The organism is Rhodococcus sp. MALMAid1271 (assembly GCF_049195265.1).
Lineage (GTDB): Bacteria > Actinomycetota > Actinomycetes > Mycobacteriales > Mycobacteriaceae > Rhodococcoides.
Genome location: NZ_JBMIRQ010000035.1, coordinates 40,468 through 64,863 on the forward strand (window position 1 = coordinate 40,468; position 24,396 = coordinate 64,863).

Genomic DNA, 24,396 nt, shown 5'->3' on the forward strand with positions numbered 1-24,396 from the left:
AGTGCGCCGCATCATCACCTGAAGTGACACCGTCATGGGCGACCCATGACAAACGTCATGATCTGCCTTCTCCACCCGATCTCCACCCGTGGGTCGATTCGCCACCACTGCGATCTTCGTAGCGTTGCTGCCATGAACCTCGCAATGATTTCTCTCGTAGTCCTCCTGGTCGGATATCTGCTGGTGCGGCGTATGACCGGCCAGCTCATGGAAGCCCGGCGCATGCTGGTGCTGCCCGCCATTCTCACCGTTGTCGGTCTGGCTTCACTGAACTCCGCGACCCTGTCGGCCACCGCCATCGGCTTCCTGCTGCTCGGCTGCATCGTCGGCATCGGCTTCGGCCTGGTGCGCGGCTACACCGTCAGAATCACCGAGCGTGACGGGACGGCATGGATGCGCTATTCCATCGCATCGGTCGGATTGTGGATCGCCGCGATCGCCGCCCGGGTGCTGCTGATTCCGGTGGAGAGCGCCATCGATCCCACGGCCGCGTCCGCGGCAGGCCACGCCACCATGGTGGCCGTGGGCATCGGATTTCTCGCCGAGTCGGTCGTCGTGCTCTACCGCGCGATGCACTCGGACGCGACCATCGTCTGGCGCGCCGACAAGTCCGGTGGTCACACCGTCTCGCCTACGCTGGCCGATATGCACAATCGGGTTCGCGGTGGAGGGTCGAAGATTCGGTGACCTCGTCCACACCCGGCGTACGGTTACCCGCGCTCGACAGCCTCAGGCTGTCGAGCCGGCCGTATGTTGCGGTCATTGCCATCGTCGCTGCGTTCGCCACGTCGGATCTGGGCAATCCGTACATCCTCGCGCTGCTCGTCGTCAACAGTGCCCTGCTGTTGGCCTCGGCGATCCCACAGCGGTTCGTCGGTCCTCGGCTGTCACTGGCAGGCGCGGGTGTCGCGCTCCTCGCATCGGCGACGATTCTCGCTGTGGACGGCACCGCCACAGCCACTCTGTTTCCGTTTCTGATCGCCGGACATGCAGGGTGGCGATTCAAGCCCTCGGTGTCGTTTCCGTTCGCGATCGCGATCAGTGTGGCATGCTCGGCTGCGCTCTCGCTTGCCGCACGCAACGGTATCGACGGATGGCCCTGGGCTGCAGGGCTGTTCGCGGGTTGGCCGGTGTTGATCGGATACTCCCGACGCAGTCGATACGAGGCGTTGCGCAATGCGCGCCGGGCCACCGATGCCGAACTCCGCGAGCATGCTCTGGCCGAGCGTGCCCGCATCGCCCGCGACATCCACGACGTCCTCGCCCACTCGCTGTCGGGGGTGAACATGCAACTCGAGGTGGCCGACGCGTTGCTCGACGCGGGCCGGACGGCAGAGGCAAGAGCGGCGATGGGCAAGGCGCAGAGCCTCGTTCGAGAAGGACTTACCGAAACCCGCAGGGCCGTGCAGACTTTGCGTCAGGATGCGCTGCCCCTCGTACCCACATTGGCCGCTCTGGTGGGCGATGACGCGAGTCTCGAAGTTCGAGGCACCGCCAGGGACCTCGATACGCCGGAGTCCCAGTTCCTCATTCGGTGCGCGCAGGAAGCGCTGACCAATGCCCGTAACCATGCACCAGGAGCGCCGGTGACGGTGGTGCTTCGGTTCGGGGCGGAGGACGTCGAGCTCTCGGTGGCGAACGGCCTGGCACCATCGCCCACCGACCCGATCGAGAGCACCGGGATGGGCCTGATCGGTATGCGAGAACGGGCCGCCCTCGTCGGCGGTACCGTCACCGCCGGTCCGGATGGGCGAGGATGGATCGTGCGTGCTTCGGTTCCCCTGCACCACAGCACCGAGACCGACACGGAGGCCGAAAGATGAGCATTCGGATAGTGATCGCCGACGATCAGACGTCGGTACGCGAGGCGTTGGCGGTGATGTTGGACCTGATCCCGGACATCTGCGTCGTCGCCACCGCATCGGACGGAGCTGCCGCCGTGGCCGAGGTGCAAGCGGCGATGGATGGCGGCGGCGTGGACGTGGTGCTGATGGATCTCAGAATGCCGGGCACCGACGGTATCGAGGCGACGCGAATCCTGAAAAGTATGTTCCCCGATCTGCCTGTCGTCGTGTTGACGACATTCTCCGACGAGCGCTCGATCCTCGACGCTCTCGGTGCCGGTGCACGTGGCTACCTCACCAAGGATGCCGGACGGGTCGAGATCGGGGCAGCGTTGCGGGCGGCGGCAGCCGGGCAGGCGGTGCTCAACCCGCACGTGCAAGCGCGGTTGCTCGAGGCTGTCGACCCGCCCCGAATCACACCGATCCCAGCGGGATTGACGCCACGCGAGGTGGACGTGCTGCGGGCCATCGCCGCCGGACTGTCCAACCGTGAGATCGCGCAGCAGATGTTCGTCAGCGAGGCGACAGTCAAGACGCACATCAATCATCTGTTCGCCAAGGCAGAACTACGTGATCGGGCTCAGGCGGTGCATTTCGCCTTCACTCACGGGTTGGCTGCACCCGTGCGCTAGAAAGCCCACCCCATGACGGCCGGGCGAGACGTTCCGAACGTCAGATCCAGTGCATGCAGTGATGCTTCGTCACGCGCGGTGAGACGGTTGGCCGCAGCGAACAACCGGGCTCGGTGGGTCCCGAAGTAGATGCTGGCCAGCACGTCGATGTCCAGTTCGATGTCCGGTTCGGATTCGACGCGCGTGCAGGTGGCCCTGCCGTCGGTCACGTCGAAGGAGTAGGTACCGCCTGCGTCGAGGAAAGGATCGCGCACGGCGATGATCAGCGAGGTGTCGAGGGCATAGGTGCGCGCTTCGAGCGCCGCCCGGACATCCATGATGCGGGCCCACAATGCATCGTGGTGGGCGGTCACCTTCGGAAGTCGATTGTTCGTCAACAGGAACGGCAGAGCTTCGTCGCGTGACTGCCGGACCTCGATTGTGTCCACCAGGTCCACTCCGATGAGAATCTGCCACATCGCGGCGTAGGCCTCGTCGGTCACCGCGATGAATTCCTGCACCACCACTCGGCTCGGATTCGTGCCGCGGCGGTAGGCGACGTAACCGTCGGGATGAACGATGAAGAACAATGCCGTCAGGCCGCCGCGTCGGTTCTCGCGATCGGCGAAGAATCGCTCCCAGCGGATCGGCGGCTTGGGCTGCGCGCCCGCGGTCTGCTGCTGCCACCGGTGGTAGATGTCGGGGAGCAGTTCGGCGGCCTCGGCCGATTCGATCAGCCGCACGCCCGTCGCCGGGGGAGCGTCCTTGCGGAACTGAGCGAACCGGCGATCGATGGAGACGCTGATCTCCTCGGTCACCGGCCCGTACCCGAAGCGTCCGTAGATGGTCGCCTCGCTGGCCGTCAGCAGCGACAGCGGGGCCCCGGCGTGGTTCAGGGCGCGGTGCTGCTGGGTGAATATCGATCGCAGGATGCCGCGTCGGCGATGCGTCGGGGCCACAGAGACCCAGGAAACACCGGACGCCTCCAGTTGGGCGCCGCCGGGAACGGTCACCGACATCGGGAAATGCATGGCGACCCCAACCGGGGTCTGCCCGTCCCATGCCAAGTAGACGTGCTCGGACTTGGTCAGGATCTGCGTCTCCGCCAGGTCCTCGGCGTTCTGGTGCTCACCGAACGCATGCGCGTCGAGCAGCGCGACCGAGTCCCAGTCGTCGTCGGTGGCGGTGCGGATGGTGATCGATTCGTCGGTAGTCATCACTGTCAACTTTTCCATACCTGTGCATCGGTTCGCCGACGGAGTGCCGAAACAGCTCGGGTGACAAGATGGTCCGGTGGTGCATGTAATCGACGTCGACGACCCGCTCGACCCCCGACTGGACGACTTTCGCGATCTGAATTCCTCGGATCGACGCCCCGATCTTCCCGAGGGCAAGGGGTTGGTGATCGCTGAGGGCGTGCTGGTTGCGCAGCGGCTGTTGACCTCTCGTTTCCCGATGATCAGCCTGCTCGGCGTGGATCGACGGCTCGATGCGTTACGCGAGGATCTCGCAGAATCAGATGTTCCGTTCTATCGGACGTCGGCGGAGGTGATGGCCGAGGTGGTCGGCTTCCACCTCAACCGCGGAGTGCTGGCGGCGGCGAACAGGCCACCGGCCCTCGATCTGGACGAGGTCGTGGCCGGGGCGCGCACGGTAGCGATCCTCGAAGGCGTCAACGATCACGAGAACCTCGGATCGATGTTCCGCAATGCGGCGGGCCTCGGGGTCGATGCAGTGCTGTTCGGGGCCGCCTGCGCCGATCCGCTCTACCGACGTTCGGTGCGAGTGTCGATGGGCCATGTGCTTCGGGTGCCGTTCGCGAAGGTGCCCGAGTGGCCACGTGGTCTCGATCGTGTTCGCGCGCATGGCTTTCAGCTGATCTCACTGACCCCCAACCCAGCGGCGGTGTCGCTTGCATCGGCGATGACGGGGGAGAAGGTCGCGTTGTTGCTCGGTGCAGAGGGCCCTGGCTTGACCGAACATGCCATGCGCGCCACAGATGTTCGGGCCCGCATTCCGATGGCTCCGGGCACCGACTCGCTCAATGTGGCGACGGCAGCGGCCATGGGGTTCTACGAACGCGTGCGCCTGACGTGACCGATCGCGACGCGAGCGTCGGCTGGACCGGGATCCCGATCGCCCTGATCTCGGCGACACTGGCGGCAGTGGCGCTCACGGCATTCGGAATGGAGTTGGCCAGGGTTCATCCGCTGCTCGCACTCGGACTGAACATCGTGATCGTCGCAGGTGCCGCACCGACGGTCATGCGCTGGCTCGCTGCTCCGGTGTGGCGCTGGGTCGTGTACGGAGTCGGCACCGGAGCGATCCTGAGTTTCGTGGCACTGGCGGCGTTGGCCTTCTGACGGTGACCCGACCGGTGACGAAGCAGGCCATCCGCCCCTGACCGAGGTGGAGCGTCCTACTTGCGCGAGAACCAACGCTTCTTCGGTCGCGGTGAATCTGCTTCGGACTTCGGTTCCTGGCCGTTCCGACCGTTCGTGGACTGGTTCGGCGGCGGTGGCTCCTGCCCCGGAACGTACATCGTGAAGCCGCACACCGACAGCGTGCTCGGATCGAACTCCTCTGCGTGGGGAGCGCCCGTGTACCGGAAGCCGAGCCATTCGGCGTTGGCCGTCTCGGCGAATTCCTGTGGGTGGAACGGAAGCGATTGTGGATCAGGCATCACACCAGGGGGATAGATCAACGGGTGCTCACCGGCCCAGAACGATCGCTCCCAGATCAGCGGAAGGCCCGCGTCCTCGTAGATGTACACCGGTGTGGCGCTGAACGATCGGCGAAATTCGCCGCGCTCCCAGTACGCGAACGCACCCCAGGCATGTTGTGGGTCGGAGGCGACGAGGTACGTGCGCTCGGATGCCAAAGGGCGAGTGAAGGACTCGGGCAGCGTCGAGGGCGTGGGTACCGAAAGATTGGATCCGCAGACCACGGTGACTCCGGGATAGCACCCGATGAAGACGTGGTCGTCGTCCACGCCAGCCGATGCCGATATCGGACCCTGGCCGAGGGGCACCGCTGTCAGGTGGGGGTACAGACGGCCGACCAAGGCCGTCGCGGCATTCCAGTCCGAGTCGGGAGTAGCTCGGAGTACAGAAATGGGATCCGGTGCGTCTACGTACCAGATCGTCGATACCTTGGCCCCCACTGACCGCACCTCTTTCTCCGTAACCTCCGTCCGAAGCCTACGGTGTGAGCGTCGGTCATCGACCACCGAGCGGCAAAAAAGGTTACCGGTGAGTTCAGTTGTGACCGCTGCTGCGAACGCCGAGCAGCACGTCTTCCCACGACGGCATCGCGGGCTTGCCGCGCTTGTCCTTGCCTCCGGTGTGGCCGGGGGCAGGCTTGGGCATGGGCTTGGGATCCCGTGCAACCGGCTCGCGTGGGTGCTCGGATTCGGCGTCGGGTGCCTCGTCGACCTCGACGGTCTCGGCAACGATCTCGCTGTCGGCGGTGGTTCCGTAGTACTCGTCGAAGCTCTGCTGCGAGACATCCTCGTCGGTGGAGTCCTGCGCGGACGCGAGAGCGCGTACAGGGGCCAGGCCGCGGAGTTGACGCCCGAAATCGGGATCGATCAGTTCGTGTGCCGTGTCGTCGAGCGGCGAGATGGTGCCACCGTGACCGTCGGGCAAGAACTGCCAGTGCGCCTTGTTGGTGGTGCGCCCGGCCTGCCACTTCAACTGGGCGACCCACTTGTTGTCCTCGTCGCGCCAGGCATCCCATGATGCGTCGTCGAGGTGCTGACCGCGAGCGCGGAATGCGAGGGTGACGATCTCGAGCAGGGTCTGCACGGCGGGTCCGTCGTGCCGGAGTGGATGGCCGGCCTGAGCCATCGACGCTGCCTGTGAGCGTTCGAGCAGAACGGGGTGGGCGAACACCTCGACACGACTGACGGCCATTCCGGAATCTGCAGCGACCTGTTCGATGGTCGCGCCACCACGAATGCGAGCCTGGATTTCTTTCGGCCGGAGCAAGCTGTCCATTTCGATCTCAATCTGTCCTAGTCGAGCGATGTCGCCGCGTGAGGCCGCGCGGAGTTTGTCGTCGGCCGGAAGCCGGAATCTGTCGCCGGTCTTGGGATCTGCGCAGACGACGAACTTTCCGTCGGCCTCGAGACCCACCACTCGTAAGTCTCGCACTGTGACCTCCTCATCGCGCCGGCTCGCGATACCGTCGACTTCGACCCTAGTTCACCCGCTGTACTCGGTGGGTGTTCGACACGCATCTCGTCGCCGGTGATCGTTTCTCTCAGACGAGAGTAGACAGCTGCGGGCTCGGCTGCACCCGATCGGTGGAGGTTGCACCGATTCTCTTGTGAGACAACGCCGATGCATCCTTGCGGAGATACATCGCGCCGAGTCCGAAGCCGATGGTCAGGGCGATCGCGTGCCCGGCGGCGGTGAACGAGGGGTCCGAAACCGCACCGACGAAGACAACGCCGATCCACAGCGCCGCCCAGAGTGACCGGGCCGGCTTGGGCAGATATCGGATCATCGACCCGGCCACGGCAGCGGCTGCATAGCTGACGCCGACGTCCACGGCCATTTCCAGCGAATCGGCGAGCCAGTCTGCGTGAATGCCGACCAACAGTCCGGCGGCAACCAGAGCGGTCGCACCGAGGTGGCCTGCGCTGAAGGTGAGCAGGAAGCGTCGCCAACCGGAAAGCCATTCGGCAACGGCGAACAGGAGAGCGACCGAGGCCAGCCACAGCCAGTTCACCCGGCCCTCGGTGAGGAACACGCTGGTGACGAGTGTGGCGAGGTGGCCGTCGCTCAGATTGTGCAGATTGGTGCTCGCCTCGTGCAGTACGTGCCAGCGGTCGTGCCTGTCGACCTGTCCGAGCGCGATGGTGCCTGCCGTGGCCAGGACGCAGTACGTGATCGTCACGCGAATTCGTAGCGCCAGTTGCAGGAGCTTGAACATGCGAGCGCTCCCTCCGAGATCGTTACGCTTGCTTACTTCAATGCAAGTGTAGGCCGCGAAGGGAGCGCTGTGGCTGTGAGCTGGCTGCGAACTAGCTCAGCGTGGAGACGACCCAGTCGATGCTCTTGGTCAGCGCGGTGATGTCGTCCGGCTCGATGGCGGGGAACATACCGACACGCAACTGGTTACGGCCGAGCTTGCGGTACGGCTCGGTATCGACGATGCCGTTGGCGCGCAGGATCTTGGCGACCTGTGCTGCGTCGACGCTCTCGTCGAAGTCGATCGTGCCGACGACCTGGCTGCGGTGATCGGGGTTGGTCACGAACGGCGTCGAGAACTCGCTCTTGTCTGCCCAGTCGTACAGGCGCGAGGACGAGTCGGCGGTGCGCGCAGTGGCCCAGTCCAGGCCACCCTGGGAGTTCAGCCACTCGATCTGATCTGCGAACAGCAGCAGTGTCGCCACCGCCGGGGTGTTGTACGTCTGGTCCTTGCTGCTGTTGTCGATGGCGATCGGCAGCGACAGGAAGTCCGGAACCCAGCGGCCGCCCGACGCGATCTCCTCGACCCGAGCGAGTGCAGCGGGGCTCATCAGCGCGACCCACAGTCCACCGTCGGCTGCGAAGCACTTCTGCGGCGCGAAGTAGTAGACGTCCGAGTCGGCCACGTTCACCGGCAGACCGCCGGCACCGGACGTGGCGTCGATCGCGATGAGGGCGTTCTCGGAGCCGGCCGGCCTGCTGACCGGAATCGCCACGCCCGTCGAGGTCTCGTTGTGCGCCCAACCGATGAGGTCGACCGACGGGTCGGAGGTGGGCTCGGGTGCACTGCCCGGCTCTGCCTTGACGACGATCGGATCGCCGATGAAAGGATTGTTCTTGGCCACCGAGGCGAACTTCGAGCTGAATTCACCGTTGGTCAGGTGCAGGGACTTCTCCCGGATGAGGCCGAATGCGGCCGCATCCCAGAACGCGGTGGTGCCGCCGTTGCCGAGTACGACCTCGTAGCCCTCGGGGAGCGAGAACAGATCCTTGAGCCCACTGCGTACCCGTCCGACGACATCTTTGACGGGTTTCTGGCGATGGCTGGTGCCGAACACGGACGCGCCGACGTCGACGAGGGATTGCAGCTGCTCGGGGCGAACCTTGGACGGGCCGCAACCGAAGCGTCCGTCGGCGGGCAGGAGATCGGCGGGAATGATCGGCAAATCGGCCATGGAGTAGCGCGTCCTAGCGTCGATGGAATATGGCACTCGGAGGTTAGTCGAACACACAGCCTAGTCGGGTGCCCGGCCACCTTCGACTACCGGATCAGGTCCCAGCCGTCGACGGACTCGGGGGTGCGGGGTTCGGGACCGGTGTAGATCGCGGCGGGCCGAACGAGCTTGCCCAGACGCTTCTGCTCCAGGATGTGCGCACACCAGCCTGCTGTCCGGCCACAGGTGAACATCGCGGGCATCATGTGCGCCGGAACCTCGGCGAAGTCGAGAATCACCGCGGCCCAGAACTCGACGTTGGTTTCGATGGCGCGATCGGGCCTGCGTTCGCGCAGTTCGGTCAGCGCCGCCTGCTCGAGAGCTGCGGCGACCTCGTAGCGCGGTGCGTTCAACCTCTTCGCCGTGGCGCGCAGGACTCGGGCGCGAGGGTCCTCGGCGCGGTAGACGCGGTGCCCGAATCCCATCAACTTTTCCTTGCGGTCCAGGATGCCGGTGATCAGGGCACGGGCGTCGCCGGTCCTCTCGACCTCTTCGATCATCGGCAGTACGCGGGCGGGTGCGCCGCCGTGCAGAGGTCCGGACATCGCTCCGATGGCTCCGGAGAGGCACGCCGCGACATCGGCACCGGTGGAGGCGATCACGCGTGCGGTGAACGTCGACGCATTCATACCGTGCTCGGCGGCCGAGACCCAGTAGGCGTCGATGGCTTCGACGTGCGCGGGATCGGGTTCGCCCTTCCAACGCACCATGAACCGCTCGGTGACCGTGGCAGCCTGATCGATGCGACTCTGCGGTACCGCGGGCTGATAGATGCCTCGGGCGGATTGCGCGACGTACGACAGCGCCATCACCGAGGCCCGGGCGAGATTGTCGCGGGCGGTGGTGTCGTCGATGTCGAGCACGGGTAGATAGCCCCAGATGGGAGCGAGCATCGCCAGACCGGCCTGGACGTCGACACGGACATCACCGGTGTGGATCGGCAGCGGAAAGGGCTCGGCCGGGGGCAGCCCACGCCCGAACTCGCCGTCGACGAGCAGCGCCCAGACATCGCCGAAGGTGACGTTCCTCGCGACGAGTTCCTCGATGTCGACTCCGCGGTAGCGCAGTGCACCGCCGTCCTTGTCGGGTTCGGCGATATCGGTGGTGAATGCTAGGACACCTTCGAGACCGGGGACGAAATCCTCGGGAACGTGTTGGACAGCCATGGCCTGTGGACTCCCTCGTCGCGTTGGCACCCGGTTCTGCGCCGGATCCGGGCGTACTGTGCCAGAACCATAGCCGGGATATGGGCGGGAGTAGCGTTCGGGCTTGTGTCTGCAGACGAACAGCGCCTGGCGAATATGCGCGTGGACTACGGCGAGCCAGAGGACCTCGAGGTCGGTTCTCTCGATGCCGGCTGGCTCGCGCTGGCGCAGCAGTGGTTGTCCGACGCGATAGCGGCGAACCTGCCCGAGCCCAATGCCGTCGTGCTGGGAACCGTCGACGACGCCGGAAGGCCGGCAACGCGCACCGTGCTGTGCAAGGGCCTGGACGAGGACGGTCTGGTGTTCTACACCAACTACGGCTCGGACAAAGGTCGTGCACTGGTCACGAACCCGTACGCGTCGATGACTTTCCCCTGGATCGGACTGGCCCGGCAGCTGACCGTTCGGGGCCCGGTCGTCGAAGTCGACGACGAGACCACCGAACGCTACTGGCGCACCAGGCCGCGGGGTTCTCAGTTGGGTGCATGGGCATCCGAGCAGTCGCGACCCATCGGCTCGCGGGAGGATCTGGCCGCTCGACTGGCCGAGGTCACCGCGAGGTTCGACGCGGCCGTGGTGCCGGTTCCGCCGAACTGGGGTGGCTTGCGCGTGGTACCGGAGACGGTCGAGTTCTGGCAGGGCCGAACCAACCGGATGCACAACCGAATTCGCCTGACCGTAGCAAATGGTGTGATCGAGCGACTGCAACCGTGAGCGGGTTGCGCGGCATCTTCGCCGACACGACACCGTTGAGGACTCGGACCTATCGGCGGCTGTGGCTGGCCAATATCGTCACCGTCATCGGCGCACAGCTGTCCATCGTCGCTGTGCCGCAACAGGTTTTCCAGATCACGTCCAGCTCTGCCTACGTGGGGCTGACCGGTGTCTTCGCGCTGGTCCCGCTCATCGTGTTCGGGTTGTGGGGCGGCGCGCTGGCCGATGTGATGGACCGCCGCACGCTGTTGACGATCACCACCTGCGGCCTGATCGGAACCTCCGCACTGTTCTGGCTACAGGCGTTCCTCGGCCTGGACAACGTGTGGATAATCTTGGTGCTGTTGGCAGTTCAGCAGGCTTTCTTCGCGGTGAATCAACCGACCCGCAGTGCCATCCTCCCCAGAATCCTGCCGGCCGAGCAACTTCCGGCCGCGAACTCCCTGAACATGACGGTGTTCAACTTCGGTGCCATCGCGGGCCCGCTCAGTGCAGGCATCCTGATCTACTACATCGGGCTCGAGACCCTCTATCTGATCGACACCCTCGCGCTGTTCGTGACGTTGTGGGCGGTGATCCGGCTGCCCGCGATCCCGCCGTCGACGTCCGGCCAGCGAGCTGGATTGCGCTCGGTGATAGACGGTTTCGCCTACCTCGCGACGCAGAAGGTGTTGCTGGCATCGTTCGTCGTCGACATCATCGCGATGGTGTTCGGTATGCCCCGGGCACTGTTTCCGCAGATCGCCACCGAGAGCTTCGGAGATCCGGCGTCGGGCGGGCCGGTACTGGGCATGCTGTTCGCGGCGATGTCTGTGGGCGCGGTGCTGGGTGGCGTGTTCTCCGGGTGGTTGCCACGAGTGCGCAGGCAAGGGCTGGCGGTACTGGTGTGCATCGGGGTGTGGGGAGTGGCGATGATCGGTTTCGGGCTCGCAGTCGGGGCCGCCACCGACGGGGCCACCGCCGTCGCGCTGTGGTTCGCGCTGGCCTTCCTCGCGCTCGGCGGCGGAGCCGACATGATCTCGGCGGCGTTCCGCAGCACGATGTTGCAGCAGGTGGCGACCGACGAGATGCGCGGCCGTTTGCAGGGCGTCTTCATCGTCGTGGTCGCCGGTGGACCGCGAGTCGGCGACGTGCTGCACGGGGCCGCGGCCGCGTCCGTGGGGACCGCGGCCGCAGCGGCAGGCGGCGGAGTGCTGGTGGTCATCGGTGTCTCGATCGCCGCGCTGGCCCTTCCTGCGTTCATTCGCTACCGAGTGGGCGCGGTCGTGGACAATGGCTCCCATGGCTGACGCACAGACCTATTCGTTGATCAGCGGCAAGTATCGGGCCGACATAGCGGCCGTCGGAGCGGGCCTGCGGGTCCTCGAGTACGACGGTGCACCGCTCACCGAAACATGGGAGGCGGGCACCAAGCCGCCGCTGTCGGCGGGGCTGGTTCTGGCCCCGTGGCCCAACCGAACGGCCGACGGAACGTTCGTCTTCGATGGCGTCGAACATTCGATGGAGATCACCGAGCCGTCTCGGAACAACGCCAGTCACGGATTCGTCCGTCGCACGGCGTGGACGCTCGTCGAGCACACCGACGCACGCGTCGAACAGAGCGTCGATGTCGGGACGCATCCGGGTTGGCCGTTCTCGTTGACGGTCACCGTGGTGCACGAGCTGTCCGCGGACGGTCTCACCGTGACCTCGACGGCGAAGAACACCGGCGATGCGGATGCGCCGTACGGGATGGGTTTTCACACCTATGTCCGGGTGGGGGATGTGCCTCTCGACGAGTGCACGCTCGAGTTCTCGGCCGGGACTCGGTTGCCGCTCGACCCGGTACGCAATCTGCCCGTGGGCAACTCGGTGCCGACGGCCGATACCGAATACGACTTCGGTCGGCCTCGATCCCTGCAGGGCGTGCAGCTCGATACGCCGTTCAGTGCCTCGCTACCCGATCTCGACGGCCGAGTAAATCATGTTCTGCGCGGTCCCGATGGCACGGCGACCGTGTTGTGGACCGACAGCAACTTCGGCTGGGTTCAGGTGTTCACCGCCGATCCCGCCAACGATCAGGCGTATCCCGATCGGGGGCGAGCCCTGGCGATCGAGCCGATGACGTGCCCGCCGAACGCGTTGAACTCCGAGATCGATCTGATCGTGCTCGAGCCGGGGCAAACCTGGTCGGGTACCTGGGGAATGAGGTACGAGAAATGACGATTCTGGTGTGTGGTGAGGCATTGGTCGACCTGGTTCCCGTGCACGACGGGCCGTTGCTCTCGCCGAAACTCGGCGGGGGACCGTTCAACGTCGCCGTCTCGATCGGTCGACTGGGCTCGCCGGTGGCGTATCTGTCGCGGATCTCTCGTGACCCGTTCGGTGAGCAGATCCTGGCGCGCCTACGTGATGCAGGCGTCGACATCTCGTGGGTGCAGCGCGGCGACGAGCCGACGACGTTGGCGATGACCACACTGGCCGAGGACGGGAGCGCCGAGTATTCGTTCTACGCGGACGGCACCGCAGACCGCCTCGTAGCCGATCCCGGCGACCTGCCCGATTCGATCAGCGTGCTCTCCTTCGGCACGTTGTCGCTGCTCTACGAGCCCGGTGCGTCGATGTATGCGGGTCTGCTGCATCGGGCTCGGGCCGCGGGCAAGCTCACGATGGTCGACCCCAATATCCGACCGGCCGCCATCGACAGCACCAGCGGCGACATCACCGCCGACGGCTTCCGTGACCGCTTCCGCTCATGGCTGCCCAGCATCGACATTCTCAAGGTCTCCGAGGACGACTCGTACTGGCTGGGACTGGGAACGCAGGGGACCACCGTCGACGATTGGCTCGCGGCAGGGGTCACCGCAGTGGTCATGACGCGCGGCGGGGACGGTCTTTCGGTCTTCACCGCGGAGGGCGAGACCTCTGTCCCGGGTGTTGCCGTCGACGTCGTCGACACGATCGGCGCTGGTGACACCGTGCACGGTGCCCTGCTCAGCTTTCTGCAGAAGGAGACCATTATCACATCGAACGCGGTGAAGGCGATGAGCAAGCAAGACTGGCAACGAGCCCTTGCGTTCGCCGCGAAGGCAGCGTCGATCACAGTTTCCCGACCCGGTGCCGACCCTCCCTGGGCGTCCGAGGCGTCGAGAGGCTAGTTTCACTATCGACGTAAGAACTGTCCGTTTTAAGTACGTGTCCGTTACACGAGTTCGAGAGGGACCATTCGTGCCCGCTGATAATGATGCCAAAGCCACCCTCACCTACCCCGGTGGCGAGTACTCCATGTCGATTGCCGAGTCCTCCGAGGGCAACAACGGCATCGAGCTGGGTAAGTTGCTGGCCACCACCGGTTACACGACACTCGATGGCGGGTTCGTCAACACCGCATCGACCAAGTCGGCCATCACCTACATCGACGGCGATGCAGGCATCCTGCGCTACCGCGGTTACCCGATCGAACAGCTCGCGGGCAAGTCGTCGTTCATCGAGGTCAGCTACCTGCTGATCTACGGGGAGCTGCCGTCCGCAGATCAGCTCGAGAAGTTCACCGACAAGATCCGCAGGCACACGCTGTTGCACGAGGATCTCAAGCGATTCTTCGACGGATTCCCGCGTAACGCGCACCCGATGCCGGTGCTGTCGAGTGCGGTCAACGCGCTGTCGGCGTACTACCAGGATTCGCTGGAACCGAACGATCCGCAGCAGGTCGAACTGTCGACCATCCGCTTGTTGGCCAAGCTGCCGACCATCGCCGCGTACGCCTACAAGAAGTCCGTCGGGCAGCCGTTCCTGTACCCGGACAACTCGAAGAGCCTGGTAGAGAACTTCCTGCGCCTGACGTTCGGCTTTCCGGCCGAGCCGTACGAGGTCGATCCCGAGATCGTCAAAGCACTCGACATGCTGCTCATCCTGCACGCCGATCACGAGCAGAACTGCTCCACCTCGACGGTCCGGCTGGTCGGATCCTCGCAGGCCAACCTGTTCACCTCGATCTCCGGTGGCATCAATGCACTGTGGGGCCCGCTCCACGGTGGTGCCAACCAGGCGGTGCTCGAGATGCTCGACAAGATCAAGGCCGAGGGCGGTGACGCCACGGACTTCCTGAATCGAGTGAAGAACAAGGAGGCCGGCGTCAAGCTCATGGGCTTCGGGCACCGGGTGTACAAGAACTTCGATCCGCGCGCGACGCTGGTGAAGGAAACTGCGCACACGATCCTCGGCAAGCTGGGCAACGGCGACGAACTGCTCGACATCGCCCTCAAGCTCGAGGAAACCGCGCTCACGGACGACTACTTCGTCGAGCGCAAGCTCTACCCCAACGTCGATTTCTACACGGGGCTGATCTACCGCGCGATGGGCTTCCCGCCGCGCATGTTCACGGTGCTGTTCGCGATGGGTCGTCTGCCCGGTTGGATCGCGCACTGGCGCGAGCAGAACGAGGACACGACCGGCAAGATCGGCCGTCCGCGCCAGATCTACACCGGCTACACCGAGCGCGATTACCAGGACGTCAGCTCCCGCTAGCTGATACTGCACAACGATGCCGCCGAATCCATCAGGGTTCGGCGGCATCGTTGTTTCTTGCGGCCTCGAGTTCGCAGTTGTGCAGGCGATAGTGCAGCGTTATCAGGCACAACTGCGATTTCGGCGTTCGTTGCCATTCCATCATGGTGTGGGTCAGAGCGACGGTCGGGCTGGATCTGTACGCGACGTCGACGCGCGCCTGGGCACCTACGTACTCGTTCTCGACAGGGATCTGGGCAACCGCATGGTCGTTCGCGGCATCAGTTCTTGTCGAAGTGCTTGCGGTTCTTCAGCACCGGGAGCGTTTTACGTACGGCGTCGACCATTGCGGTATCGATGTCGATGGTCAACATCGCGGGCGTCGCGTCGAGTTGACCGAGAATCTCGCCGGTGGGGGAACTGACGATGCTGTGCCCCACGCCCAGGGGGGCATTGCCTTCGGCGGCAACGGGTTCGGCCTGATCGCACGCAGCGACGAAGGTCGTCGAATCCAGCGCTCTGGCACGGGCAAGCAGGGTCCACTGCTCCACCTTGCCCTCGCCCGCACCCCAGGAAGCAGGTACGACGATCACCTCGGCACCGAGATCGCCGAGCTTCTGGAACAGCGCAGGAAAGCGGATGTCGTAGCACGTGGCAAAGCCCACCTTCACCCCCGCGATCTCCACCAGGGTGGGGTCCGAACCCGGTGCGACAGTATCGGATTCGGCGAAACCGAACGCGTCGAACAGGTGAATCTTGTCGTAGCTGGCCTCGACTCCGTTGCCGGTGACGAGCACGGTGTTGGCCACTCTGCCATCGGCGGCGGGGGTGAACATTCCGGCGACGACGGTGATGCCGTTGGTCGCCGCGATCTCCCGCACCGCGTCCGCCCACTCGCCGTCGAGAGGCTGTGCGAACGTGCGGATGGGTCCGCCGAAGCAGCGCATCGTCGCCTCCGGAAACACGACGACGTCCGATCCGGCCTGCGCGGCGGCGCGGGTGTGGGTGGCGATGAGTTCGAGATTCTCGGAGGGCTGTTCACCACTGGTGATCTGAGCGAGACTGAGGCGAATGGACGAGCTCATGCAGTACATCGTATGCCCTGGATTTCCGAGCGCTCTGACCTGCGGATTCAAGGCTTTTTCGGGTGCCAGCGCCCGTGGGTACTCATCTACGACGTAGAGTCGAAGCGCTGTACGCCCACACAATATTCATCCGTAGCATCACAGCCGGCGTCGGCGGGCCGGCATCAACCGCAGGAGACTTCAGTGACGAAGCCAGTAATCGAATTTCAGGCCGGACCGGCACCCTTGGACTTGGTGACGGTTGACCTCGTCGAGGGTGACGGCGCAGAGGCAGTGGCAGGCGGCACCGTCGAGGTGCACTACGTCGGCGTCGAGTTCGACTCGGGCGAAGAGTTCGACTCGTCCTGGAACCGCGGCGAGTCCATTCAGTTCCCGCTGCAGGGACTGATTCAGGGCTGGCAGGACGGCATTCCCGGAATGAAGGTCGGCGGACGTCGCCAGCTCACCATTCCGCCGGAGCTCGCGTACGGCCCCGCCGGTGCGGGTCATCGCCTCTCCGGCAAGACTCTCGTGTTCGTCATCGACTTGCTGGACGTGAAGTAGCCGCACGTCGCACGCGCTCGGCTTCGCGGGTCGCCGAGGCATTGGCCGTTCCGCCTCGGGAACCCGCAAGCTTCGCGTGAATATGCTCGGCCACGGTGACCGGTTGGTACCGGGCCACCGTGCCGGGTCCGATGCACGACGGCAGGGGCGCGATCACCGCATCGAGGTTGCCGTCGTGAAAGAACGCGGCAGATCGTCGGCGCTGAATCGTCCCGCCCGATACCGGAGGCCGCACCCGGTGCAGAGTCGACAGCCAGCGATCATTGGTCAATCGAGCCGTCAGATCACCCAGATTCACCAGCATCGCGTCCGCTGCGGGCTGGACGTCGTGCCACGACCGGTCGGCGGCGAGAACCTGTAGACCCGGCACGCGATCGGCCCACAGCACAGTCACCAATCCGTAGTCGGTGTGCTCACTCATTCCGGTGAGCTCGTGGTCCGGGACGCCGGTGCCCGGGTCGAGTGCGTAGTTGTTCATGCGCAAGGTGTCGAGGGATCGATCGGTGATGCCGGCGAACAGATCCGGGCAGACCCCGAGGGCGTCGGCGAACACACCGGTCAGCGTCCGCGCCACCCGGGCAGCCTCGTCGAAATAGAGCTCGACGGCGCTGCGGAATCCCGCCACGGTCGGCCAGGTATTCGGCTCGCCGGTACCTACATTGAACGCCTCGAAGAAATCGTTCATGCCCGACGCCGATTCCAGCCCCAGACTCAGACTCAAGGTTTCGCTCTTCGGAGCGGTGTAGCCGCGATTGAGCTCGGGCGGGCAGATGTAGGTCGATTTCTCGGCCGGGTCGAGTTCGAAGAACGAATCCATCGCCGATGCGAGCCCGGCCACTGTCTCCTCGGCGATGCCGTGACCGACGATCTGCATGAAGCCCACGGTGCGGCAGGCCTGATCGACCTCCGATGCCACCCTTCGGCGGGCGGTCGCGTCGTTCGCGGAGAAACGATCACCGCGAACGTACGGGGAGATGTCGATGGTGGGGACGATGAAATCCGACGACGAGTCCATGGCTTCATGATCCTCGTGTCGGGGCAGCTCCGGGGTTTCTCCCGCGTAAAGATCCCGCGATTTCAGCGGTCGTGCAGCTCCAGCACCAGGCGCGCGCCGCCCAGCGGGCTGTCGGTGAAGTAGGCACGGCCACCGTGTAATTCGGCTTGTTGCGCCACCAGAGCCAGACCGAGACCGGAGCCGCCCTTGGCTGCCCTTGTGCCGCGCTCGAATCGGCCGAACACTGTTTCGCGTTCGCTCGGGGGAACTCCGGATCCGTTGTCGTCGATCAGAACCCGCACCGTGTCGTCCGTCCGTTCGGCGGTGATGACTATCGAGGTCGCGTCACCGTGCCGAACGGCATTGCCGATCACGTTGTCCACGGCCAGTCTCAGACCGGTCGGTAGCGCGCGCATCGTGATCTCGACATCGGGGGCCGTCTCGACGCGTATGTCCAACCCGGGGTGCAGTCGTTGTGCATCCTGAGCCGCGACATCGCAGATGTCGATGATGTCGGTCTCGATGCGGTCGCCCTCGCTGGAGAGCTCGCCCGAGGCGAGTCGCTCGAGGGCGGTCAGTGTCGTCTCGACGCGGCCCTGTGTCCGTTCGAGGTCTCCGAGGATTTCCTGCTGCTGTGCGGGTTCGAGATCGAGGGTCCTGAGTACCTCGATGTCGGTGCGCATCGCGGTCAGTGGGGTCCGAAGCTCGTGTGCGGACACTGCGGCGAAGTCGCGTGCGGTGTCGAGCGCGGCGTTGGTGCGATCCTGCGCCTCGTTCAACCTCGTCAGCATGCCGCCGATCGCCACCGCGAGCTCGTCGGCTTCGGTGACGCCAGTGCGTGTTTCGGGAGCAGTCGGCGGCTGCGCGCTGACCTGTCGGGTCAACGTCACCAGTGGTTTGACGGCCCGGCCGCCGAACAGCCAGCCCAGGCCTGTGGAGACCGCGATGGCCGCCAGCCCCAGCAGGATCACCTGCCGCTGCTGCTCGTCGGTGACCTGCTGCGCCTCGATGGCGGGCACGCCGATGGAGATGGAAATCGAGGAGACCGCCGTCGACTCCGCGGTGTAGACGCGGAATCGTTGACCGTTTACGTCGACGGTCTGCGATCCGGTGTCGAGCGCGGGCAGCCGGGTCGGTGTGGATGCGACGACGATATCGCCGCTGCGAATGGTGACGGCGAACGCGCCGGAGAGCTGATCGAGGAAGGCTTCGAGTGTCGTGGAGGTCGGAATCAGCACCTGGGACGCGGCCGTGAGGCGTTCGTCGAGCTGGTTGACGTTGTTGCGAGAAATCGCGACCGAGGTGACCACTGCGAGGGCGGCGACGACGAGGGTGGCTCCGAGCGCGGTGGCGGCGGCGACGCGGGCGCGCAGCGAGAACCTCATGCCGATTCCCTGACGACGAATCCGACTCCGCGCACGGTGTGCAGGATGCGCGGCGACCCGTCGCTTTCGAGTTTGCGGCGCAGGTAGCCGACGAACACGTCGACGACGTTGGTGTCGGCGACGAAGTCGTAACCCCATACCAGTTCGAGCAGTCGCTCTCGGGTGAGGACGACGCCTTTGTTGCGGGCCAGAATTGCAAGTAGCTCGAACTCCCGCTTGGTCAGGTCGATATCGAGTCCGCCGCGATGGACGCGATAGCCGGGGATGTCGACCACGAGGGATCCGATGGCCACGGCCGAGTTCGATGCACCCGAATCCGACACCGGCACTACCGGGTTGGTACCGCGTCGACGCAGCATGGCGCGAATCCGCGCGACGAGCTCGGCGAGGACGAAGGGTTTGGTGAGGTAGTCGTCGGCACCGGATTCGAGGCCGGCGATGCGGTCGTCGACCGAGCTGCGAGCGCTGAGCACGCAGATCGGGATGTCGTTTCCCATGGCGCGCAGCGCGGTCACCACGCTCGCACCGTCGAGCACGGGCATGTTGATGTCGAGCACGATGGCGTCGGGGGTCGAGCGGGACACCACGCCGAGTGCCTCCGCCCCGTCGGATGCGGTGATGACGGTGAATCCCGACAGGCGTAGTCCACGTTGCAACGAGGACAACACGTCGGCATCGTCATCGACGACGAGGACGGTGGCGGGGGCACTCGAGGATTCGGTCACCCGTCCATTGTGGGGGTTCAGGCAGCCCAGCTGTCGACAGTGGTGCGGCGTTCCTCGGGTGTCTTGGCGAAGAATTCCTCCAGCGCGCTACGGCGGCCGGTGTCTGCGTCGAGTGACCAGGCGAGCGCCGGAGCCTTGGCGTAGAGCTGCTCGTAGTACTTCTCGAAAGTGCAGGTGCTGTTTACCAGGGAGAGAGCGCCGGGGAAGGGGCGAATGTCTTTCACGATGTTCTCCTTATCTCTTCTGTGTTTCCCAAGGTAAAGGGCTTTGTTGCGGCTGTGGTGAGTCCTCGTTGGCGGTTCTCTGAGAATTGCCGGATGTGGTCGAGGGGATTGCGGGACGTCGCCGTGGGTAAGACTGCAACCATGTCGATCGTCTGGTTTCGCCGTGATCTCCGTCTGGGGGATCTGCCCACCCTCACCGCCGCTGCCGATTCGGAAGATCCGGCGCTCGCGCTCTTCGTGCTCGACGACCGCCTGCTGACGCCGTCCGGCGGACCGCGCAAGGACTTCCTGTTCCGTTCCCTCGAGGCACTCGACGAGCAACTCGGGGGCCGGTTGATGGTGGTGCGCGGCGACCCCGCGACGGTCGTGCCCGAGGTGGCGAAGGCGGTCGGTGCCGAGGAAGTACACATCAGCGCCGATTACGGCCCCTACGGGCGCGAGCGAGACAGGCGCGTCGGTGAGAAGGTGACCTTGGTCGAGACGGGGTCGCCGTATGCGATCGCTCCCGGCCGGATCGTCAAGAGCGATGGTGAACCGTACAAGGTGTTCACGCCGTACTCACGGCAATGGATGGAGCACGGTTGGCGTGGGCCTGCCGACACGTCCGCGAAGACCGTGGAGTGGATCGACCCGGACGAGGTGAAAGGCGTTCGGCGCGTGAAGATCCCCTCGGAGAAGGACGGGTCCGATGTGGCGGCCGGTGAGGAGGCTGCGACGACGCAGTGGAAGGAATTTCTCGAGCACGTGTCGGCGTACGACGACGAGCGCAATCGACCGGATCTCGATTCGACGAGCCGGATGTCGGTGCACCTGAAGTACGGCACGATTCATCCGCGGACGATGCTCGCCGACCTGGGCAAGCTCCGTAGTGAGGGAGCGGCGTCGTACCGCAGGCAGATCTGCTGGCGAGACTTCTACGCCGACATACTGTTTCAGCGGCCCGACAGTGCTCGTGAGAACTACGTGAAGAAGTTCGACAAGATCGAACTGGACTCGGGAAAGCACGCCGACGAGTTGTTCGAGGCCTGGTGCAAGGGGGAGACCGGGTTCCCGATCGTCGATGCCGGTATGCGGCAGCTGAACTCGGAGAACTGGATGCACAATCGCGTCCGCATGATCGTGGCGTCGTTCCTCGTCAAGGATCTGCACCTGCCGTGGTGGCGGGGCGCGAGGTACTTCATGTCGCATCTCGTCGACGGTGACCTGGCCAGCAATCAGCACGGGTGGCAGTGGACCGCGGGAACGGGCACCGATGCTTCGCCGTACTTTCGGGTGTTCAATCCGATCACCCAGGGCGAGAAGTTCGACCCGACCGGCGACTACGTCCGGCGCTGGGTGCCTGAATTACGCGGCGAAGAAGGCAAAGCCGTGCACACGTTGAAGTTCGGGCGCCCAGAGAAGTACGTGGAGCCGATCGTCGACCACAAGCACGAGCGAGAAGTGGCCATCGCTCGTTTCAAGGCCCTGTGAGCGAGGTCAACGCCTGCGGGACAACCCGACTCCCACCAGGCAGATCACCCCGCCGACGACGGCGAGATAATGCGGAATCTCGCCGAGCAGCAACCAGGCCAGCGTGATGGTGATTGGCGGCACGGCGTACGTGGTGATGCCGAGCTTGCCGGCGTTCATTCGCGTCAACGCGTAGGCCCAGGTGCTGAACGCCAACGCCGTCGGCACCACACCCAGGTAGATCAATCCGCCGGTGGCACCGGCGGAGGCGGCGTCGAGGTCGTCGAGCAGCGCCGGTGCGTACGGCAGCGTGCACACCGCGCCGATGGTGCACGCCATCCAGGTGACCTGCAGTCCGGGGATCGTGCGGAGCACCGGTTTCTGGCTCAGCACGCCGATGGCATAGGTCACCGCAGAGACCAGGCACAGAACGATTCCGAGGAAGTTCGCATCGGTCTTGGTGGTCGAGGTGGTGGTCACCGCGGTGACGATGCCGACCATCACCGCGCCGGCGAATGCGATGCCCGCACCGATCACCAGCCATCTCGGAAAGCCCTCGCCGAGAAGGAGTCCGGCGAACAGGGCAACCAGAAGCGGTCCGATCTGAATGATCATCGACGTCGTTCCGGCGTCGACGCGTTGCTCGGCGGCATTGAGAGAGACGTTGTAGATTCCGAACCAGAACACGCCGATGCTGACGATCTGCAACCACTGCGTGCGGTTCGGCCTGACCCATCTGCGATTGGCCCATCGGTGATTGGCCACGACGATCACGCCGAGTACCGAAGATCCGATCAGCAATCGTCCCAAGGCCAACGGGCCGGCCCCGAAGGATTCGCCGACGCCGCGAATGGCCACGAAGGCCGAGGCCCAGGACACCACGGTGACGACGACCGCACCGAGGGCGAGCCAATCGACGGCAGGCCGGGTCTCCAGATCTGTCATGGGAACGACGGTATAGCGCCGCGCACCCGAATTGCGCGCGGATTTCGGCCATCATTGGGCGAATTAGCGTCGACAGTGCCCCACCCATCGTGCGCCTTTTGCGTACCTCCAGGTACGCAAAAGGCGCACGACGGGCTAGCGGCGGAGCAGCTTCTCCAGTGCATCGAGCACCGCGGGATCCTCGATGGTCGACGGCACGCCGTACTGCTCACCGGCGACGATCTGGCGCATCGTCTTGCGCAGGATCTTGCCCGACCGAGTTTTCGGTAGTGCCCCGACGATCGTCACATCGCGGAAGGTGGCCAGTGCCCCGATCTGATCGCGCACCATGGCGACCAGTTCGGTGCGTAATTGCTCCTCGCTGATGCTCTCCCCGGCCTTGAGGACCACATAGCCGCTGGGCCGTTGGCCCTTGAGGTCGTCATGAATGCCGATGACGGCACATTCGGCGACCGCGGGATGCGCGGCGAGCACCGCCTCCATCGACCCGGTCGAGAGGCGATGCCCGGCGACGTTGATGACGTCGTCGCTGCGGCCGAGGACGTAGACGTAGCCATCGGCGTCGATGTAACCGGAGTCGCCGGTGAGGTAGTAGCCGGGGAAGGTATCCAGATACGAGCGCTGGAACCGTGATTCGTCGTTCCACAGGCCGACCAGTGCACCCGGCGGCAGCGGGAGCGCCACGACGATGTTGCCCTCGGTTCCTGCCTCGACGGGCAGTCCGGTGGCATCGAGGATGTCGACCTGGAATCCCGGCACCGGAACAGTGGGTGATCCTGGTTTTATCGGAAGTGGTTCGAGCCCGCGAAGATTGGCGCAGATGGCCCATCCGGTCTCGGTCTGCCACCAATGGTCGACGACCGGACGATCGAGAGTGCGTGAAATCCACTCGTACGTATCGGGATCGAGCCGTTCACCGGCAACGAAGAGTGCCTTCAGGGTGGACACGTCGTACTTCTCCAGTTCGGCTGCCCGAGGATCCACCTTGCGAATGGCCCGCAACGCGGTCGGCGCAGTGAACAAGGCGCGGACGCCGTGATCGCCGATCACCCGCCAGAACGCCCCCGCGTCGGGAGTGCCGACGGGCTTACCCTCGTACAGAACCGTTGTCGCACCGGCGAACAGCGGCGCATAGACGATGTACGAGTGCCCGACCACCCAGCCGACATCGGACGCCGTCCACATCACCTGGCCGGCACCGACATCGTAGATATTGCGCATCGACCACGTCAGCGCGACGGCATGGCCGCCGTTGTCGCGTACCACGCCTTTGGGTTTGCCGGTGGTGCCCGAGGTGTAGAGGATATACAACGGATCGGTTGCCGCCACCGAAACCGGTTGTGCGGCTGTGGCGTCGGCGATGAGAGTGTCCCAGTCCAGCCACGAGTGGTCACCGGGAATTCCTTCTCGTGACTTCACGATCACTGCGGGCGTGTGCGCGGTCGTGAGCGTCAGGGCGCGCTGCACCAGCGGAAGGTACTCGATGACCCGGCCCGGCTCGAAACCACCGCTGGCGGTGATCAGCAGTACCGGTGCGGCGTCGTCGATACGTGCTGCGAGCTCGTTGGCTGCGAATCCGCCGAACACCACCGAATGCACGGCTCCGAGCCTGGCGCAGGCCAGCATCGCGATGACGGCCTCGGGAATCATCGGCATGTAGACGACCACGCGATCACCGGGCCCGACGCCCTGTGCGTGCAGCACTCCGGCGAACCGAGCGACCTGATCGAGGAGTTCGGCGTAGGTGTAGCTGCGGGTCAGTCCGAGCATCGCCGAGTCGTAGATCAGTGCGGTTGCCTCGCCGTGCCCGGCATCGACGTGCCGGTCGAGGGCGTTGAAGCAGGTGTTCAGCCGAGCGCCGGGAAACCAGTGTGAGCCGTCGAACGCAATGGTGGGCGGGGTGTCCCAGGCGATGTCTGCGGCGGCGTCGAGCCAGAACCGTTCGCGGTTGTCGATGCTGTCGTCGAATGCCTGCCGATACGCTCCGCTCATGTGAC

At 65.0% G+C, this 24,396-nt stretch carries 25 protein-coding genes; 12 read left to right on the forward strand and 13 right to left on the reverse strand.

The genetic code is table 11. From position 1 onward, the window contains the following. Positions 1–132: 132 nt before the first annotated feature. The 3 genes from ACOQFP_RS01945 to ACOQFP_RS01955 are packed head-to-tail and all read left to right on the forward strand — an operon-like array spanning position 133 to position 2,476. Positions 133–687 carry a hypothetical protein gene (locus tag ACOQFP_RS01945; RefSeq protein ID WP_421583273.1) on the forward strand — a complete coding sequence of 185 codons (555 nt, stop codon included), beginning with the start codon at positions 133–135 and terminating at the stop codon, positions 685–687. Then, entirely contained in the window at positions 684–1,823 is a 1,140-nt protein-coding gene (locus tag ACOQFP_RS01950) for a sensor histidine kinase (protein ID WP_421583274.1), read from the forward strand. Before ACOQFP_RS01945 ends, ACOQFP_RS01950 begins: the two co-directional genes overlap by 4 nt. Next, positions 1,820–2,476: a response regulator gene (locus ACOQFP_RS01955; protein ID WP_421583275.1), complete on the forward strand. Its 657-nt coding sequence runs from the start codon at positions 1,820–1,822 to the stop codon at positions 2,474–2,476. The genes ACOQFP_RS01950 and ACOQFP_RS01955 overlap by 4 nt, the downstream gene beginning before the upstream one ends. On the opposite strand, the gene ACOQFP_RS01960 is transcribed toward ACOQFP_RS01955, so the two are convergent. Continuing rightward, the gene (locus ACOQFP_RS01960; RefSeq protein WP_421583276.1) at positions 2,473–3,672 is read right to left on the reverse strand and encodes a GNAT family N-acetyltransferase; all 1,200 of its coding nucleotides are present in this window, start codon (positions 3,670–3,672) and stop codon (positions 2,473–2,475) included. The two genes, ACOQFP_RS01955 and ACOQFP_RS01960, sit on opposite strands and share 4 nt — an antisense overlap. A gap of 76 nt (positions 3,673–3,748) precedes the next feature. Here ACOQFP_RS01960 and ACOQFP_RS01965 point away from each other — a divergent pair, with 76 nt between their 5' ends. Next, the gene (locus ACOQFP_RS01965; RefSeq protein ID WP_341243991.1) at positions 3,749–4,552 is read left to right on the forward strand and encodes an RNA methyltransferase; all 804 of its coding nucleotides are present in this window, start codon (positions 3,749–3,751) and stop codon (positions 4,550–4,552) included. Beyond that, positions 4,549–4,818 carry a DUF2537 domain-containing protein gene (locus tag ACOQFP_RS01970; protein WP_421583277.1) on the forward strand — a complete coding sequence of 90 codons (270 nt, stop codon included), beginning with the start codon at positions 4,549–4,551 and terminating at the stop codon, positions 4,816–4,818. Before ACOQFP_RS01965 ends, ACOQFP_RS01970 begins: the two co-directional genes overlap by 4 nt. 56 nt (positions 4,819–4,874) lie before the next feature. On the opposite strand, the gene ACOQFP_RS01975 is transcribed toward ACOQFP_RS01970, so the two are convergent. The 5 genes from ACOQFP_RS01975 to ACOQFP_RS01995 form a co-directional block, all read right to left on the reverse strand. Then, on the reverse strand, positions 4,875–5,618 hold the full coding sequence (locus ACOQFP_RS01975) for a DUF6928 family protein (RefSeq protein WP_341243990.1): 744 nt from the start codon (positions 5,616–5,618) through the stop codon (positions 4,875–4,877). Between the two features lie 94 nt (positions 5,619–5,712). Next, on the reverse strand, positions 5,713–6,609 hold the full coding sequence (gene sepH, locus ACOQFP_RS01980; RefSeq protein ID WP_206488060.1) for a septation protein SepH: 897 nt from the start codon (positions 6,607–6,609) through the stop codon (positions 5,713–5,715). A 109-nt stretch (positions 6,610–6,718) separates the two neighbouring features. Further along, positions 6,719–7,393, reverse strand: a complete 675-nt coding sequence (locus ACOQFP_RS01985) for a rhomboid-like protein (protein WP_206488062.1) — start codon at positions 7,391–7,393, stop codon at positions 6,719–6,721. 91 nt (positions 7,394–7,484) lie between these two features. Further along, positions 7,485–8,606: a phosphoserine transaminase gene (serC, locus tag ACOQFP_RS01990; protein WP_421583278.1), complete on the reverse strand. Its 1,122-nt coding sequence runs from the start codon at positions 8,604–8,606 to the stop codon at positions 7,485–7,487. An 86-nt stretch (positions 8,607–8,692) separates the two neighbouring features. Continuing rightward, complete coding sequence (locus tag ACOQFP_RS01995) at positions 8,693–9,811, reverse strand: citrate synthase 2 (protein WP_206488067.1); 1,119 nt, start codon at positions 9,809–9,811, stop codon at positions 8,693–8,695. Positions 9,812–9,946: 135 nt separating this feature from the next. Here ACOQFP_RS01995 and pdxH point away from each other — a divergent pair, with 135 nt between their 5' ends. The 5 genes from pdxH (at position 9,947) to ACOQFP_RS02020 (ending at position 15,070) form a co-directional block, all read left to right on the forward strand. Beyond that, a complete protein-coding gene (gene pdxH / locus ACOQFP_RS02000; protein WP_421583301.1) occupies positions 9,947–10,564 on the forward strand; it encodes a pyridoxamine 5'-phosphate oxidase in 618 nt (205 codons plus the stop codon). Further along, positions 10,561–11,853, forward strand: a complete 1,293-nt coding sequence (locus ACOQFP_RS02005) for an MFS transporter (RefSeq protein WP_421583279.1) — start codon at positions 10,561–10,563, stop codon at positions 11,851–11,853. Before pdxH ends, ACOQFP_RS02005 begins: the two co-directional genes overlap by 4 nt. Further along, a complete protein-coding gene (locus tag ACOQFP_RS02010) occupies positions 11,837–12,766 on the forward strand; it encodes an aldose 1-epimerase family protein (protein ID WP_421583280.1) in 930 nt (309 codons plus the stop codon). The genes ACOQFP_RS02005 and ACOQFP_RS02010 overlap by 17 nt, the downstream gene beginning before the upstream one ends. Next, a complete protein-coding gene (locus ACOQFP_RS02015) occupies positions 12,763–13,701 on the forward strand; it encodes a carbohydrate kinase family protein (protein WP_421583281.1) in 939 nt (312 codons plus the stop codon). The genes ACOQFP_RS02010 and ACOQFP_RS02015 overlap by 4 nt, the downstream gene beginning before the upstream one ends. Before the next feature lie 70 nt (positions 13,702–13,771). Next, complete coding sequence (locus tag ACOQFP_RS02020; RefSeq protein ID WP_206488075.1) at positions 13,772–15,070, forward strand: citrate synthase; 1,299 nt, start codon at positions 13,772–13,774, stop codon at positions 15,068–15,070. A gap of 260 nt (positions 15,071–15,330) precedes the next feature. On the opposite strand, the gene ACOQFP_RS02025 is transcribed toward ACOQFP_RS02020, so the two are convergent. Continuing rightward, positions 15,331–16,134: a carbon-nitrogen hydrolase family protein gene (locus ACOQFP_RS02025; protein ID WP_421583282.1), complete on the reverse strand. Its 804-nt coding sequence runs from the start codon at positions 16,132–16,134 to the stop codon at positions 15,331–15,333. 183 nt (positions 16,135–16,317) lie between these two features. Here ACOQFP_RS02025 and ACOQFP_RS02030 point away from each other — a divergent pair, with 183 nt between their 5' ends. After that, the gene (locus ACOQFP_RS02030) at positions 16,318–16,677 is read left to right on the forward strand and encodes an FKBP-type peptidyl-prolyl cis-trans isomerase (protein WP_057479261.1); all 360 of its coding nucleotides are present in this window, start codon (positions 16,318–16,320) and stop codon (positions 16,675–16,677) included. Here the strand turns inward: ACOQFP_RS02030 and ACOQFP_RS02035 are convergent. The 4 genes from ACOQFP_RS02035 to ACOQFP_RS02050 form a co-directional block, all read right to left on the reverse strand. Next, positions 16,652–17,692, reverse strand: coding sequence for an isopenicillin N synthase family dioxygenase (locus tag ACOQFP_RS02035; protein WP_421583283.1), 1,041 nt, complete (start codon positions 17,690–17,692; stop codon positions 16,652–16,654). The genes ACOQFP_RS02030 and ACOQFP_RS02035 overlap by 26 nt on opposite strands. Before the next feature lie 62 nt (positions 17,693–17,754). Beyond that, positions 17,755–19,056 carry a sensor histidine kinase gene (locus ACOQFP_RS02040; protein WP_421583284.1) on the reverse strand — a complete coding sequence of 434 codons (1,302 nt, stop codon included), beginning with the start codon at positions 19,054–19,056 and terminating at the stop codon, positions 17,755–17,757. Further along, a complete protein-coding gene (locus ACOQFP_RS02045; RefSeq protein ID WP_206488082.1) occupies positions 19,053–19,781 on the reverse strand; it encodes a response regulator transcription factor in 729 nt (242 codons plus the stop codon). Before ACOQFP_RS02045 ends, ACOQFP_RS02040 begins: the two co-directional genes overlap by 4 nt. Positions 19,782–19,798: 17 nt before the next feature. Continuing rightward, positions 19,799–20,005 carry a hypothetical protein gene (locus ACOQFP_RS02050; RefSeq protein ID WP_241256525.1) on the reverse strand — a complete coding sequence of 69 codons (207 nt, stop codon included), beginning with the start codon at positions 20,003–20,005 and terminating at the stop codon, positions 19,799–19,801. A 141-nt stretch (positions 20,006–20,146) separates the two neighbouring features. On the opposite strand from ACOQFP_RS02050, the gene ACOQFP_RS02055 reads away from it, so the two are divergent. Continuing rightward, positions 20,147–21,475 carry a cryptochrome/photolyase family protein gene (locus ACOQFP_RS02055; RefSeq protein WP_421583285.1) on the forward strand — a complete coding sequence of 443 codons (1,329 nt, stop codon included), beginning with the start codon at positions 20,147–20,149 and terminating at the stop codon, positions 21,473–21,475. A gap of 6 nt (positions 21,476–21,481) precedes the next feature. Here ACOQFP_RS02055 and ACOQFP_RS02060 read toward each other — a convergent pair whose 3' ends face one another. Then, positions 21,482–22,399 carry a DMT family transporter gene (locus tag ACOQFP_RS02060; RefSeq protein ID WP_421583286.1) on the reverse strand — a complete coding sequence of 306 codons (918 nt, stop codon included), beginning with the start codon at positions 22,397–22,399 and terminating at the stop codon, positions 21,482–21,484. Positions 22,400–22,534: 135 nt separating this feature from the next. Beyond that, positions 22,535–24,391: a propionyl-CoA synthetase gene (locus tag ACOQFP_RS02065; protein WP_421583287.1), complete on the reverse strand. Its 1,857-nt coding sequence runs from the start codon at positions 24,389–24,391 to the stop codon at positions 22,535–22,537. Positions 24,392–24,396: the final 5 nt, after the last annotated feature.

Bases quoted from the DNA above. Each gene is read 5' to 3' on its own strand.
- ACOQFP_RS01945 (WP_421583273.1), top strand. From the start codon at position 133: ATGAACCTCGCAATGATTTCTCTCGTAGTCCTCCTGGTCGGATATCTG.
- ACOQFP_RS02040 (WP_421583284.1), bottom strand. From the start codon at position 19,056: ATGAGGTTCTCGCTGCGCGCCCGCGTCGCCGCCGCCACCGCGCTCGGA.
- serC (WP_421583278.1), bottom strand. From the start codon at position 8,606: ATGGCCGATTTGCCGATCATTCCCGCCGATCTCCTGCCCGCCGACGGA.
- pdxH (WP_421583301.1), top strand. From the start codon at position 9,947: ATGCGCGTGGACTACGGCGAGCCAGAGGACCTCGAGGTCGGTTCTCTC.
- ACOQFP_RS02010 (WP_421583280.1), top strand. From the start codon at position 11,837: ATGGCTCCCATGGCTGACGCACAGACCTATTCGTTGATCAGCGGCAAG.
- ACOQFP_RS01960 (WP_421583276.1), bottom strand. From the start codon at position 3,672: ATGACTACCGACGAATCGATCACCATCCGCACCGCCACCGACGACGAC.
- ACOQFP_RS02025 (WP_421583282.1), bottom strand. From the start codon at position 16,134: ATGAGCTCGTCCATTCGCCTCAGTCTCGCTCAGATCACCAGTGGTGAA.
- ACOQFP_RS02060 (WP_421583286.1), bottom strand. From the start codon at position 22,399: ATGACAGATCTGGAGACCCGGCCTGCCGTCGATTGGCTCGCCCTCGGT.
- ACOQFP_RS02035 (WP_421583283.1), bottom strand. From the start codon at position 17,692: ATGGACTCGTCGTCGGATTTCATCGTCCCCACCATCGACATCTCCCCG.
- ACOQFP_RS02015 (WP_421583281.1), top strand. From the start codon at position 12,763: ATGACGATTCTGGTGTGTGGTGAGGCATTGGTCGACCTGGTTCCCGTG.
- ACOQFP_RS01995 (WP_206488067.1), bottom strand. From the start codon at position 9,811: ATGGCTGTCCAACACGTTCCCGAGGATTTCGTCCCCGGTCTCGAAGGT.
- ACOQFP_RS01985 (WP_206488062.1), bottom strand. From the start codon at position 7,393: ATGTTCAAGCTCCTGCAACTGGCGCTACGAATTCGCGTGACGATCACG.
- ACOQFP_RS01955 (WP_421583275.1), top strand. From the start codon at position 1,820: ATGAGCATTCGGATAGTGATCGCCGACGATCAGACGTCGGTACGCGAG.
- ACOQFP_RS02055 (WP_421583285.1), top strand. From the start codon at position 20,147: ATGTCGATCGTCTGGTTTCGCCGTGATCTCCGTCTGGGGGATCTGCCC.
- ACOQFP_RS02065 (WP_421583287.1), bottom strand. From the start codon at position 24,391: ATGAGCGGAGCGTATCGGCAGGCATTCGACGACAGCATCGACAACCGC.